At 55.5% G+C, this 19905-nt stretch carries 17 protein-coding genes; all 17 read left to right on the forward strand.

Annotated features, from left to right (window positions below; translation table 11 throughout):
- Positions 1 to 83 precede the first annotated feature (83 nt).
- A complete protein-coding gene (locus OX460_RS12240; protein ID WP_289898779.1) occupies positions 84 to 878 on the forward strand; it encodes a hypothetical protein in 795 nt (264 codons plus the stop codon).
- A 103-nt stretch (positions 879 to 981) separates the two neighbouring features.
- Positions 982 to 1896 carry an oxygen-dependent coproporphyrinogen oxidase gene (gene hemF / locus OX460_RS12245; RefSeq protein ID WP_251350553.1) on the forward strand — a complete coding sequence of 305 codons (915 nt, stop codon included), beginning with the start codon at positions 982 to 984 and terminating at the stop codon, positions 1894 to 1896.
- A gap of 20 nt (positions 1897 to 1916) precedes the next feature.
- The gene (gene nadD / locus OX460_RS12250) at positions 1917 to 2564 is read left to right on the forward strand and encodes a nicotinate (nicotinamide) nucleotide adenylyltransferase (protein ID WP_257218867.1); all 648 of its coding nucleotides are present in this window, start codon (positions 1917 to 1919) and stop codon (positions 2562 to 2564) included.
- Positions 2565 to 3257 (forward strand): ribosome silencing factor, encoded by a 693-nt coding sequence (rsfS, locus tag OX460_RS12255; protein ID WP_289898780.1) that lies wholly within the window; start codon positions 2565 to 2567, stop codon positions 3255 to 3257. It abuts the gene before it with no gap.
- A 6-nt stretch (positions 3258 to 3263) separates the two neighbouring features.
- Positions 3264 to 3734, forward strand: coding sequence for a 23S rRNA (pseudouridine(1915)-N(3))-methyltransferase RlmH (gene rlmH / locus OX460_RS12260; RefSeq protein ID WP_034747108.1), 471 nt, complete (start codon positions 3264 to 3266; stop codon positions 3732 to 3734).
- A gap of 7 nt (positions 3735 to 3741) precedes the next feature.
- Positions 3742 to 4362 carry a Maf family protein gene (locus OX460_RS12265; protein ID WP_289898781.1) on the forward strand — a complete coding sequence of 207 codons (621 nt, stop codon included), beginning with the start codon at positions 3742 to 3744 and terminating at the stop codon, positions 4360 to 4362.
- A gap of 41 nt (positions 4363 to 4403) precedes the next feature.
- A complete protein-coding gene (gene rng / locus OX460_RS12270) occupies positions 4404 to 5867 on the forward strand; it encodes a ribonuclease G (protein WP_070254273.1) in 1464 nt (487 codons plus the stop codon).
- Between the two features lie 183 nt (positions 5868 to 6050).
- Positions 6051 to 7037, forward strand: a complete 987-nt coding sequence (locus OX460_RS12275) for a hypothetical protein (protein ID WP_289898782.1) — start codon at positions 6051 to 6053, stop codon at positions 7035 to 7037.
- A 177-nt stretch (positions 7038 to 7214) separates the two neighbouring features.
- A complete protein-coding gene (locus tag OX460_RS12280) occupies positions 7215 to 7601 on the forward strand; it encodes an AlpA family phage regulatory protein (RefSeq protein ID WP_289898783.1) in 387 nt (128 codons plus the stop codon).
- An 85-nt stretch (positions 7602 to 7686) separates the two neighbouring features.
- A complete protein-coding gene (locus OX460_RS12285; RefSeq protein ID WP_289898784.1) occupies positions 7687 to 9483 on the forward strand; it encodes a DUF3631 domain-containing protein in 1797 nt (598 codons plus the stop codon).
- 229 nt (positions 9484 to 9712) lie between these two features.
- Entirely contained in the window at positions 9713 to 10414 is a 702-nt protein-coding gene (locus tag OX460_RS12290) for a hypothetical protein (RefSeq protein ID WP_289898785.1), read from the forward strand.
- An 876-nt stretch (positions 10415 to 11290) separates the two neighbouring features.
- Positions 11291 to 12499, forward strand: a complete 1209-nt coding sequence (locus tag OX460_RS12295) for a hypothetical protein (protein ID WP_289898786.1) — start codon at positions 11291 to 11293, stop codon at positions 12497 to 12499.
- A gap of 291 nt (positions 12500 to 12790) precedes the next feature.
- Positions 12791 to 13003: an AbrB/MazE/SpoVT family DNA-binding domain-containing protein gene (locus tag OX460_RS12300; RefSeq protein ID WP_289898787.1), complete on the forward strand. Its 213-nt coding sequence runs from the start codon at positions 12791 to 12793 to the stop codon at positions 13001 to 13003.
- Between the two features lie 164 nt (positions 13004 to 13167).
- Positions 13168 to 13911 (forward strand): NYN domain-containing protein, encoded by a 744-nt coding sequence (locus OX460_RS12305; RefSeq protein ID WP_289898788.1) that lies wholly within the window; start codon positions 13168 to 13170, stop codon positions 13909 to 13911.
- A 448-nt stretch (positions 13912 to 14359) separates the two neighbouring features.
- Entirely contained in the window at positions 14360 to 15820 is a 1461-nt protein-coding gene (locus tag OX460_RS12310; RefSeq protein ID WP_289898789.1) for a hypothetical protein, read from the forward strand.
- 760 nt (positions 15821 to 16580) lie between these two features.
- Entirely contained in the window at positions 16581 to 17969 is a 1389-nt protein-coding gene (gene dcm / locus OX460_RS12315) for a DNA (cytosine-5-)-methyltransferase (protein ID WP_289898790.1), read from the forward strand.
- On the forward strand, positions 17966 to 19900 hold the full coding sequence (locus tag OX460_RS12320) for a DUF262 domain-containing protein (protein ID WP_289898791.1): 1935 nt from the start codon (positions 17966 to 17968) through the stop codon (positions 19898 to 19900). The genes dcm and OX460_RS12320 overlap by 4 nt, the downstream gene beginning before the upstream one ends.
- Positions 19901 to 19905: the final 5 nt, after the last annotated feature.

Here is a 19905-nt window from a genome sequence, read left to right on the forward strand (position 1 = left end):
TCCGCCCCGGCCCTGTTTTGATTGGCGCGCCAGGAAAGCGGACCTTGCGCTAAGATTTTGCCTTTCAGACAAAGTTGCAACCCATGACCAGCCACGTCCATCCCGCCCTCGCTCAGGTACGCCAACTCCGCCTGATCACGGACAATGAACTCGACGACGCCATCGCCGAACTGGAAATCCTCGCCCTGGACGAGGAAGACGACGTCGACATGCCACGACTGGCCGCCGGCGCCGGCCCCGCCGAGGCCCTGGCATGGCTGCTGAGCACTGACCTGCTGCCACAGGACGACTTCCTGCGACGCGTACAGGATCTGCCGCGCCGGCATGGCGGCGAAGCCCTGCTCGAGCGCCAGCAACTGGCCGCCGACGCGCTAAAGCTGGTCAACGGCCAGGCCATCGACACCCTGTACGACGAAGACCTGATCAACCAGTGGCAGCGCGATGCCGCCCACGCCAGCTTGCCGGAGAAGCGCCTGCTCGCCTCGCCGATTGACGCACTGCGCGAGATGCTCCGGCAAGGCACCTTGACGGCGCAGCAATTCGAGCTACTGCGCACGCGCCAGCACGGCTCGGAGCTGGGCCGCATCATCGTCGATGGCGCCGCGCGCCAGGCCCGCCGGGAACGCCCCGCCTATGCGCGCCCGGGAACGTGGGTGATGGCCGCGCTGCTGGTGCTGGTACTGGCCTTTGCCGGCCGCGCCATCGTCTCCGGGCAGGCGCCCTCCCCCGCCGCAGCCCCCGTCGCCGGGCAGGGCGTCGAGCGGCCCGACTTGCAGCAGCGCGCCGCGCACGCCGTGGAAAGCGCGCGCCTGCCCGGCGCCGGCGCGGACCTGTCCATCACGGTAGTGCAGGACGATGCCACGCCACCGGCACGCTGATCCACAACACAAACGCACAGCGCAAGCGCCGCCCTATCACAAAAACGCGTAACAGGGTACAATCCGTCCTTACTTTTTTATTTCGGCCTCGTCGGCCCACGCGATGTCGTCAACTCCCTCTCCTTCGGCCGTCAAGGCCTATTTGCTCGATTTGCAAAGCCGTATCGTGCAGGCGCTCGAAGCGCAGGACGGCAAGCCCTTCCTGACCGATGCCTGGCAGCGCCCCGAGGGCGGCGGCGGCATTTCACGGCTGATCGAGGAAGGCAATGTGTTCGAGCGTGGCGGCGTGAATTTTTCGCACGTCACCGGCGCCGCATTGCCGCCATCGGCAGCGGCCGCGCGCCCTGAACTCGGTGGCAAGGCGTGGGAAGCGATGGGCGTATCGCTGGTGCTGCATCCGCGTAATCCGTATGCGCCCACGGTGCACATGAATGTGCGTTTCTTCACCACCGTGAATGCCGATGGCGAACCCGTATGGTGGTTCGGCGGCGGCATGGACCTGACGCCGTATTATGGCGACGCGGGCGACGTGAAGCACTTTCACCAGGTGTGCCATGATGCGCTGGCGCCGTTTGGCGAGGAACTGCATCCGAAGTTCAAGCAGTGGTGCGACGATTACTTCTACCTGAAGCACAGGCGCGAAGCGCGCGGCGCGGGTGGTATTTTCTTCGACGATTTCAATGCCCTGGGCTTTGACGACAGCTTTGCGATGATGCGCAGCGCCGGCGACGCCTTCATCGACGCCTATGTGCCTATCCTGGCGCGCCGCAAGGACACGCCCTACGGCGAACGCGAACGCGACTTCCAGTGCTACCGGCGCGGACGCTATGTCGAGTTCAACCTGGTGTTCGACCGCGGCACGCTGTTTGGCCTGCAGTCGGGCGGACGCACCGAGGCGATCCTGATGTCGATGCCGCCCGTGGTCAAGTGGCGCTACGACTGGCACCCGGAAGCGGGCAGTCCCGAAGCGGCGTTGTATACTGACTTCCTCGTGCATCGCGACTGGCTGCAGGCGTGAACCCAGGTAGCAGGGCATGCGTGGCGCTGCTTGGTGGCAGCTACGATCCGGTGCATATGGGGCATGTCGCGCTGGGCACGCATTTTTCCAGCCTGCTGCACGCCGATGAACTGCGCGTGATTCCGGCAGGCGCGCCCTGGCAAAAAAGCAAGCTGGGCGCCACCGGCCAGCAGCGTGCCGAGATGGCCGGCCTGGCGTTTGCCGGCCTGCCCCTGCCGGTCGTGATCGACCGCCAGGAAATCGCGCGCAGCGAACATGGCCAGGCCAGCTACACCATCGATACCTTGCGCCAGGTACGCGCCGAGCTGGGTCCGCGCGCTTCCATCGTTTTCCTGATGGGCGCCGACCAGCTGCAGCGGCTCGCGACATGGCGCGAATGGCAGCAATTATTTGAATACGCGCATATCTGCGTCGCGGCCCGCCCCGGCTTCGCGCTGAATGACACCGCAGTGCCACAAGTGGTCGCCGAAGAATTTTCGCGCCGCCTGGGGTCACTGGAAAGCATCCGCAACACGCCGCACGGTCTGACTTATCTGGCACAGGACTTCGCGGTGGATATCTCCGCCACCGAAATACGTGCGGCATTACAACGGGGGAATCGGGCAAACCCGCTTGTTTCCCCGCTAGTGCTAGACTATATTGAACAACATAATTTATACAAAAGCTAAATGGACATCAAAAAACTGCAAACCCTCGTCGTTGACGCCCTTGAAGACGTCAAAGGCCAAGACATCGCCGTCTTCGAAACGAGCCACCTGACCAGCCTGTTCGACCGCATCGCGATCGTTTCCGGTACCTCGAACCGTCAAACCAAGGCGCTGGCCGCCTCGGTACGCAACAAGGTCAAGGACGCCGGCGGCGACATCATCGGCATGGAAGGCGAGGACACCGGTGAATGGGTGCTGGTCGATCTGGGCGACATGATCGTCCACATCATGCAAGCACCTATCCGCGCCTACTACCGCCTGGAAGAAATCTGGGGCGACACCCCGGTCAAGCTGGGTGCCGCCAAGCGCGCGCCGAAAAAAGCGGCCGGCGACGAGCCGAAAAAGGTCAGCGGCCACCTGGCAGCAAGCAAGGCCAATGTGGAAGCGACGCCCGTGATCGAGAAAAAGGCGCCTGCCAAGAAAGCCGCGGCAGCCACCACCGCCGCCAAGAAAGCCCCGGCGAAAAAAGCCACCACTTCCAAAGCCGTCGGCAAGACCGTGAAAGTCGCGCCAACCAAGACCGAAGCAGCCGCAGTGAAAGCCCTGAAAGCGCTGCCGGAGAAAAAAGTACGCGCCCCACGCGCGGCCAAGCCGGCAGCCGATGCTGCACCGGCAAAAACCGTGATCAAGCGTATCAAAAAAGTCGAAGCGTAAGCCTCGATGCAGCTCATCATCGCTGCGGTCGGCCATAAAATGCCGGCCTGGATAGAGACGGGCTTCGCGGAATACGCGAAGCGCATGCCGCCGGAATTGCGCATCGTGCTGAAAGAAATCAAGCCGGTGGAGCGTTCCGGCAGCAAGACCGCCGCCACGGCGATGGCGCTGGAACGCGAACGCATCGAAGCCGTCCTGCCCAAGGGCGTGCGCATCATCGCCCTCGACGAACGCGGCAAGGACCTGACCAGCGTCGGCCTGTCGCAGCAGTTGATGGCGTGGCAGCAGGATGGCCGCGACACGGCCTTCCTGATCGGCGGCGCCGACGGCCTCGATCCGCAACTCAAGGCACGTGCCGAAGGCATGCTGCGCATTTCCAGCATGACCCTGCCGCACGGCGTGGTGCGCGTGATCCTCGCCGAGCAGCTGTACCGCGCCTGGTCGATCACGCAAAACCACCCCTACCACCGCGTCTGAATTCCCCATGAAACCGGCCGATAACAAGATCTATCTCGCCTCCAAAAGCCCGCGCCGGCGCGAATTGCTGCGCCAGATCGGCGTCGATTTTGAATTGCTGCTGCTGCGCAGCGACGGCCCGCGCGGCGCCGACGTCACCGAGGAAGTTCTCCCCGGCGAGTCGGCGCTCGACTATGTGGCCCGCGTGGCGAATGAAAAAGCCGCCTTCGCCTGGGACCTGGTGCGCCGCCGCCACCTGACCCCGCGCCCCGTGCTGGCGGCCGACACCACCGTCACCATCGATGGGGGCATCCTCGGCAAGCCGACCGACCGGGCCGAGGCCGTGGCCATGCTGCAGCAGCTGTCGGGCCGCACGCACGAGGTGCTCACCTCGATCGCCGTGCACTACAAGGATTTCGCCGAGCAGCGCACGCAGATCTCGCAAGTGCGCTTCGGCGTGCTGTCGCCCGCCTCGATCGCCGCGTATTGCGCCACGCCGGAACCGTACGACAAGGCCGGCGGCTACGGCATCCAGGGCAGCGCCGCGCTGTTCGTCGAGCACATCGAAGGCAGCCATTCCGGCATCATGGGCCTGCCCCTGTACGAAACTGCACAGTTGCTACGACTGGCAGGTTTGCCCCTGCCCTGATCGGGTATGATGTCATTCGTTGCCTCCACTCCCGCGCCTCCATGAACGAAGACATCCTGATCAATATCACGCCGCAAGAAACGCGCGTCGCCCTCATCCTGCAGGGCGCCGTGCAGGAATTGCACATCGAGCGCACGCTCACGCGCGGTCTGGCCGGCAATGTGTATTCCGGCAAAGTGGTGCGCGTACTGCCGGGCATGCAGTCGGCCTTCATCGACATCGGCCTGGAACGGGCCGCCTTCCTGCACGTGGCCGACATCTGGGAAGCGCGCGGCCACGACGGCCAGAACGCCACGCCGGCGCCCATCGAAAAAATCCTGTTTGACGGCCAGGTGCTGACGGTACAGGTAATCAAGGACCCGATCGGCACCAAGGGCGCGCGCCTGTCGACGCAGATTTCCATCGCCGGGCGCATGCTGGTGTACCTGCCGCAGGATAAGCATATCGGCATTTCGCAGAAGATCGAAAAGGAAGCGGAACGCGAGCAGCTGCGCGTGCGCCTGCAAAGCCTGCTGCCTGCCGATGAAAAGGGCGGCTACATCGTGCGCACCATGGCTGAAGACGCGTCCGACGCGGACTTGAAGGCGGACGTCGACTACCTGAGAAAAACCTGGAGCACGATCACGCACGGCGCGCGCACGCGCCCCGCCACCAGCCTGCTGCACCAGGACTTGAGCTTGGCGCAACGCGTGCTACGCGATTTCGTCGGCGATGAAACGGCCACCATCCAGGTCGACTCGCGCGAAAATTATGTGAAACTGCGGGAATTCGCGGAAATCTACACGCCCAGCGAACTGACGCGCCTGCAGCACTACACGGGCGAGCGGCCCCTGTTCGACCTGTACGGCGTGGAAGAGGAGATCCTGCGCGCCCTGGGCCGCCGGGTCGACCTGAAATCGGGCGGCTACCTGATCGTTGACCAGACGGAAGCGATGACCACCATCGACGTCAACACGGGCGGCTTCGTCGGCGGACGCAATTTTGCCGACACGATTTTCAAGACCAACCTGGAAGCGGCGCACGCCATCGCGCGCCAGCTGCGCCTGCGCAACCTGGGCGGCATCATCATCCTCGACTTCATCGACATGGACAACGCCGAGCACCGCAACGCCGTGCTGGCCGAACTGAAACGCACCCTGTCGCGCGACCGCACCAAGGTCTCGGTGAGCAATTTCTCGCCGCTGGGCCTGGTGGAAATGACGCGCAAGCGCACGCGCGAATCGCTGGCCCATATCCTGTGCGAACCGTGCCCCGCCTGCGCCGGCAAGGGGCAAGTGAAAACCTCGCGCACCATCTGCTATGAAATCCTGCGCGAATTGCTGCGCGAAGCAAAGCAGTTCAACCCGCGCGAATTCCGCATCCTCGCCTCGCAGGAAGTCGTGGATTTATTCCTCGAAGAAGAATCGCAGCACCTTGCCATGCTCGGCGATTTCATCGGCAAGAAGATTTCGCTGCAGGTGGAGAATGCCTACCACCAGGAGCAGTACGACGTGATTTTGATGTAGAAATATTCTCCATTAGTATCAATGAGTTACATATACAACAGAACAGAAATACTGCCTAGCTACACACTCAGCTACACAAAAAAAGTTACGTCTTATTAGACCTCATTGCTCAGCGAAGTAAGTAAGCCGTAGCTCCCTGGTGTAGATTCCTAATGTTTATAGCCGACCTGAGGATGATGGATATTGGCAACCGAGAAAAATCGTTGGTTCACTACAGAAGCCGAAGAAGCTGAACTTAGAAAGGAAAGTCAGGCGAAGCAAGAACTCCTGAATGCCCTTCCAGAGTATCGAAAATCTGAAAGAGATAAGTATGCACTTTGTGACTTGCTCACATCTATGCTCTTTGTTGAGGCTAACCATTTCACAATCACTCCGTCTAGGGCTCTGCCTAGTGAGCGCATTGAAACGCATCTCATCGAGAACGCAGAAGTCAAGTTGCAGAAGCCATTAACGTATGGCGAAGACCATTGTGATACGCAAGCTTATCAAGATTTTCAACAGGGTGAGCGTAAGTTTCGAACAGCAATCAGACACTATGCTGCATTTTATCGGTCCTCTCAATGGAACGAACATCGTTACGATCATGGGCAAGTAGAGTCTGTTGTCGGCAGCTATTTCATGGATACCTTACGGCAGGCGTTTAAGAGGGCATCTGCAGCCTTTGACGTTGGTTCATCACTGTACATCTACCAACAAATGCATGACCGTAGGTTATCGGAAGCACCGTCTCTCAGCAAAGCGGCTTGGTTAGTAAAAAACGCTCCAACAAGGAAACCTATTCCTGAAAAGCAAACTCCCAGAGGTAAGTGGGAGCTTATACAAGAACAGTGGAAAAATCACATCCACGACGCACACTGCTGGGCTGCTGTAGTGTGCATGATGAAGTCACCTCTACAGTACAACGAGAACACACTTTTTGACTTCATCCGCGACGCAGATTACGACCAGTTCCTACGACTAACACGCACGTTCTATGAATTCAGGCTACGCGCAAACATTCCGAAAAGTGCGGGACGCATACGTCCTTACCTCAAACAAATTTCTCCTTCAGTGCCGGAGAATCTCGAAAATTTTGAACCCATCCCCCCCTCTCAGGTTCCTGCTCACTTAGAGAGCTTTCAATGGGATGCGCTTTCGCGCTACCGAGCAAGACCACGCAAACTCGTCTGAGCTACGTGCACGCGCTGGAATTCGTTTACCAGCCGCCGGATAGTGCCATCATAGTATCTCACTTTCTGCTTCCACATCTTCCACAAAAATCAACACCCCCTGACGTATCAGGGGTAGTCGATCTTTTTGATCTAGCCCGCTATCCTTTCCTCACTGCTTAAACGAAAGGAAGCAACAATGAGCGCTAATAGAATCAAAGGTAAAGTCGATGTCCGTACTCACTCGACCGTAGTGAAATCGGAACCCGATGTCTGTCCAGAATTAAAAAGTATCATCGAACGCACTCGGAAACTGATGACTGATTATATCGTCCGGCGCAAAGATCTTAAGAGCAAAAGCGGACGTGGGATCAGCACTAGTTTTCTCGACGAAGCTCAAGGGGTCTTCCCGCCCAGTTTTCCAATTGGCCGCAGAGCAGTGGGGTTTAGCGCTAACGAAATCGACGCATGGATCGCTGCGCGCTCATTTTCCGCCTGCAGCAAGACTCCTGTCGACATGAAAGCGTTCATCACCTTATTGGTAAAGTCCCGCAATCAAGTCACCTCTAAAAGCTTCGAGGAGTGAAGCATGACTCCGACAAAAATCTGTCATTTTTTGGCGTACTCGTCACCAGTGCTCGCGATCTCGGCGCTCCTCAGTGAAGGCACCTATGTTTCCTAAAACTCACTCTCCGTTTGAGAAAAATACAGATATCAAAGGCGAATGGCAGGAAGTGGATGATATTGCGAGTTGCCTGGCCAGCGTAACCAATAATGGACCGAAACCCAACTACCTGAAGGACCATGGCCTCGTCGGTATTCCCACAAAAATTTATAATAGCATCCGGCATATTGGCGGTATCAATTGTGACGGTGCTACTGCACTCCTCGTTCTCAACGCCGATTTTGTAACTGTCAACCTGCTTGTCATGGTCAAAAACTCGTTCGGCTACTATGAGGATGTCTTTTTCCCTGGTGCCAACCTGTCTAGCTGTTTCGGCTTGATCGGCAACAACTGCTCGAATACTATTATCATAGTAGACAACTATCCTGCAGGCCTCGCATTGCATAAGGCAACGAGCTACGGCGTGGCAGTTGCTCTCTACGCCGATAACCTGATGTCGGTCGCGATTATCTTGAAAAGGAAGTATTCAGATCGCCATTTCGTGATAGGTGCCGCCAATTACCATGGAGGAGAAGACTCGTCTAGTTTGCCTCAGGTATTAGCGGCCGCCATTTCCATTAATGCACGCGTTGCGCTTCCTAACGATGTCCTCACGTTTGACGAACAATACCGGGTGCAAGGGCCTCATTCCATTAAAGATAGCATCAACAACGCCGTTGATGCCTCAATGATAGAAAAAAAGGCAACTTCGCAGGATATCTCAGTTATTCCACCGCGTCCGTCCCCTTGGCCCAACATGGTCAATGGCGAGGTCCTCATGGAACATCTTGTGAAGACAATATCCAAGCACGTCGTCATGTCCAGCGAGGCGGTCATCGCCATGGCGCTGTGGGTCATGTTCACTTATGTCATAGATCTTTTTCAATACTCCCCCATCCTATTAATTCGCTCACCCATCAAGGGTTGTGGCAAGACATCTGTGATTCGACTGTTGGTTGCTCTCGTTGCAAAGCCATTCGTGGCTTCTAATATCACCCCTGCTGTCGTATATCGCTTCGTGGATGAATGGTATCCAACTCTGCTTCTCGACGAAGCAGATACATACTTGAACGGCAATGGCGGCCTGACGGGAATAATCAATTCAGGACACTCGCGTACTGCGTCCTTTGTCACACGTATGGAAGGCAATAAGATCAAAAATTTTAATACCTTCTGTGCGAAAGCCTTCGCAGGGATCGGTATTTTTCCGGACACGATAATGGATCGCGGAATTTCTATTCTCTTACAACGCAAGCTCCCCACGGAAACTGTTGAGCAATATATTCCTGCTGCTAACGATGAATTTGTCGCGTTACGTGCACAAATCATTCGCTGCATGACAGACCTCCGTTCCCCCATCACTGGATCGGCGGTCGGCAAGGCGGGTCTTAATAATGACCGTCATGAAGATAACTGGGAGCCACTTCTGAGGATCGCTCATTGCCTTGGCGGTAAATGGCCTGAACGTGCAAAAAATGCAGCACGCACGCTGTCCATTACACATGACGAAACGAAATGCGGTGGCGAAGAGATACTGCGCGATATACAGGTGGCATTTCGTACAAGTACATGCAGCAAGATGCGCACCGGAGAGCTGATTGCTAAATTGAGCGCGGACGCGGAAAAACCATGGGGGACCTTTACGCGAGGTAAAGCCATCACGCCTCGCGAGGTCGCTAAATTACTCGCCGATTTTGATATTGAAAGCAAGAATTTAAGGTTTGGTACTGAAGTCGTCAAAGGTTACGAATTGGCGCAGTTTGATGATGCATTCGCACGTTATGTGCGCGACGACGTAGCTTGATGCGCTACACCGCTACATGCGCTGTCAGAATTCCTGACAGCGCAGCGCTCAGGCAATACTGGCTCACCGGCCAAATGCTAGCCGATTTGTAGCGTTGTAGCGCCTGCAAGCGAGAGCCGCATCGCTACCTCGAAATCTTTGTTTGGAGCAATCGGAGAACTCTCGTATTACCACCCTGCCATCCGCCCCAGGCGTATTCACGGGTCGATGCACTCAATGAAAGAACTCTATGGTCAACAAAAAACCAATTACATTACCTAACACAGAACGTATCGTTCGCATAAAGGAGGTCATTTCGGACCTTGAAACACACTTCGACGTTGAACGTTCCAAGCTACGCCAGGTACTTCTGCCTGCAGAATGGAAGTCTCTTAAAGCAGAATTACTCCAATTATATCCTTGCGCCCCCAAGATCAAGCCTCCATCTGGGCTTGAGTGCTATAAAGCGCTGCTCCGCAAAGCGGATCGGTTGCATGCTCGGCCGAAAAACGTGAATCGGCGCGCCCATAGTCCCGGCTTCAATGGCAAAAAGTACAACGTTGACGGAGAAGATGTCGCATACGAGCGTGCATTCGAATATCTTGGGCAATTGTGGGCGGAGTTCCCCCATCTGGGCATATGGCTAGATCGTCTTTTGAGCACCAGCGATCTGGAAAATAATAATTTCGCCACGATAGAAGGCATGCCACGCTTGCGCACCTCCAGATCGTCATATGCCCTTGCGCTCGGCTTGGCAAAGCGGCAAAAATCCGCAACTAAGCTTTATGCACTTCGCGCGAGTCTAGAATGCATCCAAGAACAGCTAAAAGTTTCAGCCATTCGTGACATTGCGCTGCCCAGCAGCTACGCGCGCGGAATCAGTAACGTTCCGGTAGATCCCGATGCCATCGACGAGTGGGCATTCGCAGACAATGGGTGGCGTTTAATTTGATACAACATGGGGGCGGAAAATAGCCTCTTGCACCATCGTGACACTAAGAATTTCAGTAGCCTATACCTGTGGCACGCTTATTCAATGGGTCTTTCCAGTTGCGGCCATTCGCTACCCAGGCTACCAAACTGTAGTACGAGAGGTAGGATGCGCGCCTAAATTGACCTGCGGATAGACGGCCTAAATAGCCCTAAGGAAGTAGTCCTGCCCCTCGATAACGACGACGGCGATCAGGATGTCTTGAGTCCCTCTGCACATTCAACCCTGCAGCAGATGAATTCTCCACTCTAGGCACTGGCGTTGGATTTGAATTACTTTATTCTCGAAAGTAAGTCATGCCAGCAATGCTCACGGACATTTTGCAACTTGCAATACAGAGTCGAATATAAGCGTTTTCTCCTGCAGTAGATGCTTCAATATTGGGTCTACCAGGGCTAGCCACCGGACGGCATTGAACATGAAATTGCTTACTATATAAACACAACATATTCAGATAGCAATGAGTAATTTATATTGAAGCCATGTTGCCAGGAAAAAACACTTACGACCTTAAACTGACTTCCATATCAATGGTCAGACGGTACACCGCTTACGTTTAACCGATAACCACGAGCCAGCCGCTATCTCAGATCGTTATCTGCACGAGCCAGCCAGGCATAAACTGAATGATCAATAACGTCATTGACAGACCAATCCACAACATAGCCGCTGCCAGATGGTCCGACAGATCAACACGCAAACCTCCCGAACCGATCTGGCGTCCAGTTATATCGCTCACGAAACTAGACATCAATAATGGCTCCGTCCGCTGTGCTTTCCTGCCCCCCGTAACCGCTGTAAAGAGGTTTACCTTAACCATGTTAACTGAATTAGACCATGACCGATTCCATCAAAATCAATCTTTCACTGCGTCAGATATTACCTGACGATCGCATGAACATAAATGCAGAAATCTGCACTCGCAGTACACCGTGGGGCGAATCCAAGCGACGCTATAGTGCACCAACAGTCCAGCAGAGTCCCGTGGCAAAGTCCCACACCAAGTGGGTCGTTCGCTGCGAGCGAGGATCAGATGAACTAGAGGGTTACCTGGTACCCACGAGCATCGATGCTGACCTGAACATTCCAAATGCTATTACCGGCCATAACGTCGAACATGGGACCAGCGTGTTCGCTGCCGGTGTCGCCTCCTTAGAACTGCTACGGATTTGGCTCGCTGAATGCGGTCTCCCCCGAAACCAACTGGATTTACTCACTACGGATGACATAACCCTGAATGGTGTCACTTTAACGTTCCTCGTACCATGCCCGAGCAAGGATGCGGCACAAGCCCTGATGAATGCCATCAACGTGACAAGCAAGGTGCTGAACTCCGGTAGTACTTCCTGGGAGTCTAGCAATATCACTGTCAAGATTCCTGAAAGAGGCTTCACGCTGGGCGCCTACATTAAAACTGAACTCAAACACTGCAAATGGGCAGACGATGCACCTGCGTCTGCCATGGTGGAACGTACCGCCTACATAGTTCGCATTGAAGCGAAGCTAGGCTTGCCATTTTTGCGTGAGCGGAATCTACTCAAGCTGGAAAACTGGCGGCATGCTTACATAGACGGTATCTATGAACAGATCTTCGGAGAAACAGTAGTCAAATCGATGCGCCTTGATGGCAAGTCGCTCCGACATAAAGCGCCACGTGAGGAGGTGTACTCGAAGCTGACACTCACTGAGGCCCATGTGTTACGAGGATATATTGAAGGTCGCCAACCACGTCAGTGCAAAAGCGTAGTGGAAAGTAAAAACCCTGCGAAACGATTTTCGGAACTGCGCTTGCGGCTTCTCGACGTTGCTCAGATTGATATCGGCATTCCGTGGCCGGAACACGTTAAGCTGCGCTGCTTCGAGCTAACGGGACAGCTTCGATATCCAGGCGACTATCATCCGAGCATGGAGCACGCGCCGTGGTGTTTCTGCAAAGACAATTGGCCTGCGCTCAGGGAAACATTGCGGGTAGCCTATGAGGCGGCAGTTACAACCGCAGAGAAACAAAAGGCGAGAGATGTCACTGCAAAACCTGTAGCGGCGTAGCGGTAAATACGAGGTATTAATCGGCTAGGCACTATTTGGCGATCTCGGCACCCGTCGCGCCACGAACCTGGCAATTAGCACATCTAGTGCAACACCTCATTTAGCCTGACCAGCACCCGCAGAGAGTCTTCGATTACGATCTCTACAATATCAATGAACAAGCCTCGTTCGCTAACCGGCAATGCCAAAGCAAGCAGCCGGGCTACATGCTCAAAACGCCTCAGGCGCAGCCAGGTACACACCAATTTTCACACTGTACGCTTTGTATATACTTTTGATTGGGAGGCAGCTATGACACGTTTGACGCGCTGGGGGAACTCTGATGGTGGCTTGCGCTTGCCAAAGGTAATCATTGAGGCTGCGGGCCTAAAAGTTGGGGATGAAGTCGGATGCCGCCTGCTAGACAGCGGGGTGATTTTGCTGACGCCGCGCAAGGGACGAATCGACATATCGGATGCGCAGGAGAAGCCGTCAAAGATCGTCCGGCCAGATGCGAAATGGTAAAGGTAACGTGACCAAGTCTTTGCCGACAACGGGGAAATACTGAGCATTGCACATAGCGTAGCGTACGCGTAGAAGGATAAGTAGCTGTCCTGCAGCAGACCATAAAAGCTAGCCATGATGTTAATATCTAGATATTATCAAGCGGACGGAACTTCACCCTAAAAATGGCACAAACTCTGAATTCCAAGCTGGCTGTATTGATTGATGCTGATAATGCCCAGGCCAGCATTATCAAAGAGCTTCTTGCAGAGGTTTCTTCATACGGTGTTGCTACCGTTAAGCGGGCATATGGAGATTGGACTACTTCGAATCTTAAGGGGTGGAAGGAGACGCTGCACAAGATGGCGATCCAACCTATCCAACAATTCAGCTACACTACCGGCAAGAACTCCACGGATTCGTCGTTAATCATCGACGCAATGGATCTACTTCACTCCGGCACCGTAGATGGATTTTGTCTGGTTTCATCCGATAGCGACTTTACACGGCTAGCAACGCGTATACGCGAAGCAGGTTTGCTTGCCTATGGTTTCGGAGAAAAGAAAACGCCTGAACCCTTTGTAGTGGCGTGTGATAAGTTTGTGTATACGGAAATTCTGAGAGTGACGCCGCCTTCAATAGGAGAACCTAAGCATGGCGGAACGGCGACGCCAAGCCCGGTAATCGAATCACTAGCAGGACTGGAGGAGTTGTTCCGGAAAGCGATTTTAGCGGTCGCGCGGGACGATGGATTCGCGCCCCTCGGCCCCGTTGGAAACCTCATGCTAAAAATCAACCCCTCATTTGACCCACGTAACTATGGTAGTCAGAAGCTTGGCGAACTGGTCAGAAAGCAGAACTACATCGAAGTAAAGGAGGTTCCCAGCGAGAAGTCCACTGCGCATCACTTATATGTGCGGCTCAAATAGACATATCGTGTGGGATAGTAGGACAAGCAAGGTGCTTGCTTAAGATAGCGTTCTCATTTTCAACCGACACTCCTCGATATTCTTTATGCAAATTCTGGCATATACTGGTAGGGCCTTTAGCAATCACGACGAGAGAGTCATGCCCATTCCAGTTGAAGAGCGCAGGTATGTGCCCACGCACAAAACTATAGGCTAAATCTGCGGTAACGTCTCCGTGCCAGGCTACCAGCGCGGATACCGGTGGGACCCACACAACGTCCCCCATCTGCTGAACGACGTTTGCTACAGCGAGGGTGAAAACCGTAGTCTTTACCCCATCGTGGTGAAACCACATCGGCAAGCGAATAGGGTTGTCGTGGGAATCCAATGGTGGCAGGTGCGACGGTAACGTAACGCGTAAACGGAGCTGATCAACAGGATCGACGAAGTCATTATTCGCAATAAGGTAGTGGCCCGTTTACTCGCCTGCGCATCGCTTGGACACAATCTTATTTGGAACTGTTCTTACTTCCTTATGGTCAAGCCCTCTAACTCGCTGCTCGATAACCGGCTACCAAATGCTATGGTGGATTTTCTCCCTGGGTCGAGCCGCACCAGCGAAAAATTGGAGCATGGTTGGCGCATACGTCGGCCAGATGGTCAGCTAGCATCCGGTTATGTATCAGATAACGCAGATGGCAATAACGTAGAATTTGCCTTAAACCAGGACCGCCTGCCTGAATTGCCTATAGAGCGTCCTGCCCTGTTGCGATGGCTCCAGTACCAGCGACAACGCCTGGGTGGACGGCCGTACAACGTGCATCAGCGCGGTTGCCCAGTATCCTGGTTCCGGATCGGGTTTGCTACGATGGACGAGGCCATTAGCTTCTTGCGCGAATTCAATGCGCAACACCGACAGACGGATGTCCGGAAACGCTGGCACACGCCTGAGGGCTTTATCGGGGACATACAACAAGTCACGCCAGAACACAGCGGTAACCGCAACAATGATGAATTGGCCATGGCCTGCATCCCCATCCTGATTTCGCATGTGCTCGAACAGCGCGATGGCATAATGCAGCCCCTTACGTATGAAGAACTGGCTGAACGCCTTGACCGGCGCAAACATAACGGCAAATTGAATGGGCTTCCGATGGCGTTGGGTATGGGCGATGTCTTGGCTAGATCCTTGGTACACATTGATCGAGCTGCTGCGCTGCTAGAAGAAGAGTTACCGTACCTGACCACCATCGTTGTCGACAAATCGGGACCTGGCAAAGGGTTGCCGGGCGACGGAGTCGCCTGCTTATGGCCGGATTTCCCTGGCTTGTCGCGCAAGGAAAAGACCGATCGGGTCGAACTCGAATACATGCGCATCATGGACTTTGGCCGGCACTGGCTTGATGTGCTGCACGTACTCGAACTACCCGATGAGTCAACACAGCACAAAGCGCCGGACAGCGTCACAAGTGGCGGCCTGGCTGGTGGGGAATCGCCCCAACACCGAGCGCTCAAGGAATACATTGCCTCCCATCCCGAATTGGTGAAGGCGCCAGCCGACGCCAAGCGATTCTGTGAATTCGCTCTGCGTTCTGCCGACGCAATTGACGTTCTGTTCAAGTCGCCCCAGTCCTGGGTCGGTGTAGAAGTAAAGGCCTCGACGTCCGAAGGGAACCAGAGGGACTACGAACGTGGCTTATACCAAATCGTAAAGTACCGCGCCGTGCTCGAAGCGCAAGCCCGCATCGACCACCCGATTCAGCCGCCCCAAGTACACGTCGTGCTGGCGTTGGAGATGGCGCTGCCTGACGCGCTGCGCCCGATTGCCAAGGCACTGGACATAACAATGCTTGAACACGTGGGAGAGATTCCCGAGTTCGCAATCGCCAAGAACAAGCGCCGCTCAGCACCCACCAAATTTACAGTTTGATCTAGTCAGATTCCGCTTCCGGCGGTAGCTTCCTTGCAGCATCAGGTCATCCCTCCCTCAAATATTTAGGCTGGCTGACTATCGATAATGGTGGCGTATCGATAGCAATTGCTAATTTAACAATATAAAAATTTAGAAAACTAACGAGCTTGTGATTAGAAATTCTCGTGTCGGTGGTCCGATTCTGCCCCTAGTCAGGACGAACAGCCTCTGTGTTGGCAGCAGGGACTGGTTTCAACGTTAGGTCTGCTCTGCGAAAGCTGAAGCAATCGACGGATCCTGGGCACTGATGATAGTAAACGGCTGTTAGCTTGCGGAACACTGGATCGAATTGGGGTGCGTAGATCTTCGCAACCTGCACAACCAAGATTGAACGGCCGCTTAGGATCGAAAGCGGCCTGCCGGTTCGATAGTGTCGTATTGCTGAACAACATTGGGTAAATCGTAACTTCCTACGTACTGTCTGGTTAAGCTATACTTCAACCTGGCAATGACAGTTTCTTCTTTTTTCAGGTTATCGGGCTTCCCCTAGAACAACTTGCACCGTACACTGACATTTCCGAAGGACTGAAATCGGCGAAGAGCCGCTGTTCACTAAGACGGCCAACTAACCTTGCCTCGTTTCCGCGTACAGCAAGATTAGTAAAATGAAACCGTACTGAAAAAACCATGAGAAATACAGCATGAAGTGGTGCAATGCGAGGGGATGCACAAATCCTAAGAAGTCTCGCCCGATCAAGCAAAGACGGACGGGACCGAAATGATGGAAAATAGTAATGAGGCCTTCCGCTTCATCGACCTCTTCTCTGGGCTGGGTGGATTTCACGTCGCCCTCGATGAGTTGGAGGGACGTGGAGTGTTCGCTGCTGAGTGGGAGCCCACGCTGAGGGCGCTTTATAAGGTCAACTTCGGTGTGGAGGCTTGGGGTGACCTTAACGAGTTGAGCAGCGACGAAATCATCGCCCGGAACGTGCCCGATCACCACGTGCTTACAGCGGGTTTCCCGTGTCAACCCTTCTCGAAAGCAGGAGATCAACTGGGCTTCAAGGACACAAGTCAGGGCAATCTCTTCTTCAAGGTGCACGACATCCTGCGCGTCAAGCGGCCGCTACATTTCATCTTGGAGAATGTGCCCAACATCCTCAAGCACGACGGCGGCCGCACCAGGGCTACCATCATTCGCTTGCTGGAAGAGCTTGGCTACTCCGTCGACGTTGAGCACTTCTCGCCCCACGAGTTCGGCATTCCACAGGTGCGAGACCGCGCCTACTTCGTAGGTTCACTCGAGGGTCTCGATCATTTCGAGTGGCCGGCGAAGCACAAGGATCCAACGGAAATCCACTGGGTACTGCGCCGCGAAGCGCATTCCAGGCGCGCCATCCCGGACCAGACGCTGCGAGCCATCGACATGTGGGGCGACTTCCTACGCCGCTCGCCGGCTGCGCTAAAGCTGCCTTCCTTCCCCATCTGGGCGATGGAGTTTGGGGCAACGTATCCCTACGAGGACGAGACTCCGGCAGGGGTTTGGGTTCGCAGACCTGTGTGGGGACTTCGCCAGATGGGCTTTAAGGGCAGTTTCGGCCAATCCCTCGAGTGTGCGCTGGATGAACAGTTTACGAGGATACCGAGCCACGCCAACCGCCCAGGCGACTTGAATTTCCCACAGTGGAAGCGGGCTTTTATCAGGCAGAACCGCGAGTTCTACCAAGCCAACCGCTACTGGATCGATCCCTGGATCGCACAATGGAGCCCACAAGGCTTCCACTCTAGCTTCCAGAAAATGGAATGGAACGCACAAGGTGAACACCGTGACATCGACAACTTCGTGCTACAGGTGCGTGCATCTGGGCTACGGGTCAAGCGTCCAACGACCTCCCCAAGCCTCATTGCCTTCACGCAGACTCAAGTGCCCATTCTCGGCGCTAACCTGACGGGTGAACGTCGCTACATGACCCCGGCAGAGTGTGCGGAACTTCAGTGTCTCGGCAATATCGAGTTGCCGGCGTCCGACCTTGATGCATATAAGGCCCTGGGCAACGCAGTTAACGCCCGCGTCGTTAAGGCGATTGCAGAACGATTACTGTGCGAGTTCATCCGTCCTACCTCGAGCGTCATCTCTGACTTCGAACCGTTGAGAGCTACTGCATGACCAATCACATCGAGCACGAAGACGATTTTGACGAGGAGGATCCGCGGATCCAATTGCTGGAGAGCCTTGCCGACGGGATGGCAACTCTTTCGGAGGCTTCAGACACGCCCGACGGGGTCACCCCAGTATCTTCAATGTTCAGCAGCGGTGACGTCGACTTTTCCTCCGACGCATGGATGAATCAACTGGCCGAGATTCAGGGTTGGCTGAGCCTCAGCAAGGATCTTCCGCTCACGGGAGGCAAATCCTTTCTTCAGGCGCTCATCGCTGAGTTCGAACTCAATCCCGCCGACTTGCTCGCCCCTGGGACAGCGTACCCGCTGCTGAGTCTCCGCGCGCTGGAACGTCTCAACGAGCGCGTGGATACCGCCGGGCGGTTGCAGATCGACTTCCTGGAAGAATTTGAGACCAAGGGCACCAGTCGTGCTTCGGCCACCCAGTCTTGGGCTGACGCGTGGGCGGAAATTGACGCGGGTGAGGCGGCGGTGAGTCCGGAACCGGTCACAGCAAAAGCCGACGTCTGGCCGATCTTCCAACTGACCAAGAAGCCGCCGAACCTAACGCCGTCCTACCAGCGCGGAGACGTCTGGCGTAATGGTGACCGGCAGTCCCTAATAGAGTCCATCCTTCGGGGCGTCCCCCTGCCCTCCATCATCCTGCTCCGCAGCAAACCCTCCATTCCGCACGAGGTCGTCGACGGCAAGCAGAGGCTCACGGCCATCCTCCGGTTCGTGGGCAAGCACCCTGTCGCCAAACAGAAAGTTGCGGAGGTCGCTGCCCGACACAGCGGCAAGAAGTTCAACAAACATGGACGGCTCGACGACCACGGCGACCAGAGCCTGGCTGATCTGTTCGATACCGACTATCCGGCCTTCCGTCTTGCGTGGAAGGCGCTGGAGGGTCACGCACTCAAAGCCGAGCATGAGAACGAGTACTACTTTCCGTTCAAGCTACGCACAACTGGAGACGGTGGGCTGGTCGGCCGCAACCTTGAACCCCTACGCGGAAAGTACTATACGCAAATCAAGCGCCACGAGATCAACGTCGCTAGCCAGCAGCTTGACATTGAGGAACTGTTCGAGGGCGTCGTGGAGTACAAGATCCCCGTTATTGAGTACACCCAGGCCTCTCAGGCTCAGATTCATGAGGTTTTCCGCCTTTACAACAAACAGGGCGTGCACCTGAACGCAGAAGAGATACGTAACGCGGTCTACCATGAGGCCGAACTCACCCGCGCGACGCTCGCCGCGGCCGGCGACGCCGACCCAAACACTGATGTCGCCAAAATTGCCAAGTCGCTAGCCGGCGTCGCGAATCTTGGTCGCCTCGGCCAGGCACTGAAGAACTACGGCTTCGGCGACACGCGCTACAAGCGCACTAAGGTTCTGGCATGGGTCATCTCGGTCTTGGTGCATGACACAGCTGGAAGGGATCTGGCATCGACAAGCCGTAACATCGACCAATTGCTGATCGCGGTTCAGAAGAACCCGTCCCACCCGCTTGCCCAGTCCTCGACCTTGACCATGCTGTTCTCGCTGCTGCTGCACGCTGTGGAACTCCACTCATCGCACGATGAGTTGTGGTCCGAGCAGTTCATGGACGGTGGCAAGGGCGCTAAGTGGCAGGAACTCCAGCTTGTGGGTTCCATCGTGGGTATTGCCATGGCCTTGGCAGCCTCGCCGGACGATATCAAAGACCGCATTGAGGCGAATGGTGATGCCATCCGCACCGCGAGCGAGAAATCTGCGGACTGGAGGCGCCCCGATAAGACGCAGACTAGGACCCAGTGGGACTACATCGCCAAGATCAGCAAAAGTCTCCTCGAACTACTGGGCATCGACCCTGCTCAAGCTGCTCAAGCTGTACGTCAGCAGTTCGGGGCATCCGGGTACGATTCGTTGCAGCGTATGCTCATCAAGCCGAAGAGTTGAGAACC

Origin of the sequence: Janthinobacterium sp. SUN033 (assembly GCF_030397595.1) — a bacterium.
GTDB classification, from domain to species: domain Bacteria; phylum Pseudomonadota; class Gammaproteobacteria; order Burkholderiales; family Burkholderiaceae_D; genus Janthinobacterium; species Janthinobacterium kumbetense.

Excerpts from the sequence above, each read along its gene's own strand:
- OX460_RS12290 (WP_289898785.1), top strand. The coding sequence starts at position 9,713 with ATGGTCAACAAAAAACCAATTACATTACCTAACACAGAACGTATCGTT.
- OX460_RS12300 (WP_289898787.1), top strand. The coding sequence starts at position 12,791 with ATGACACGTTTGACGCGCTGGGGGAACTCTGATGGTGGCTTGCGCTTG.
- rng (WP_070254273.1), top strand. The coding sequence starts at position 4,404 with ATGAACGAAGACATCCTGATCAATATCACGCCGCAAGAAACGCGCGTC.
- OX460_RS12265 (WP_289898781.1), top strand. The coding sequence starts at position 3,742 with ATGAAACCGGCCGATAACAAGATCTATCTCGCCTCCAAAAGCCCGCGC.
- OX460_RS12285 (WP_289898784.1), top strand. The coding sequence starts at position 7,687 with ATGTTTCCTAAAACTCACTCTCCGTTTGAGAAAAATACAGATATCAAA.
- OX460_RS12240 (WP_289898779.1), top strand. The coding sequence starts at position 84 with ATGACCAGCCACGTCCATCCCGCCCTCGCTCAGGTACGCCAACTCCGC.
- OX460_RS12320 (WP_289898791.1), top strand. The coding sequence starts at position 17,966 with ATGACCAATCACATCGAGCACGAAGACGATTTTGACGAGGAGGATCCG.
- dcm (WP_289898790.1), top strand. The coding sequence starts at position 16,581 with ATGATGGAAAATAGTAATGAGGCCTTCCGCTTCATCGACCTCTTCTCT.
- OX460_RS12305 (WP_289898788.1), top strand. The coding sequence starts at position 13,168 with ATGGCACAAACTCTGAATTCCAAGCTGGCTGTATTGATTGATGCTGAT.
- OX460_RS12295 (WP_289898786.1), top strand. The coding sequence starts at position 11,291 with ATGACCGATTCCATCAAAATCAATCTTTCACTGCGTCAGATATTACCT.
- OX460_RS12280 (WP_289898783.1), top strand. The coding sequence starts at position 7,215 with ATGAGCGCTAATAGAATCAAAGGTAAAGTCGATGTCCGTACTCACTCG.
- rsfS (WP_289898780.1), top strand. The coding sequence starts at position 2,565 with ATGGACATCAAAAAACTGCAAACCCTCGTCGTTGACGCCCTTGAAGAC.
- hemF (WP_251350553.1), top strand. The coding sequence starts at position 982 with ATGTCGTCAACTCCCTCTCCTTCGGCCGTCAAGGCCTATTTGCTCGAT.
- rlmH (WP_034747108.1), top strand. The coding sequence starts at position 3,264 with ATGCAGCTCATCATCGCTGCGGTCGGCCATAAAATGCCGGCCTGGATA.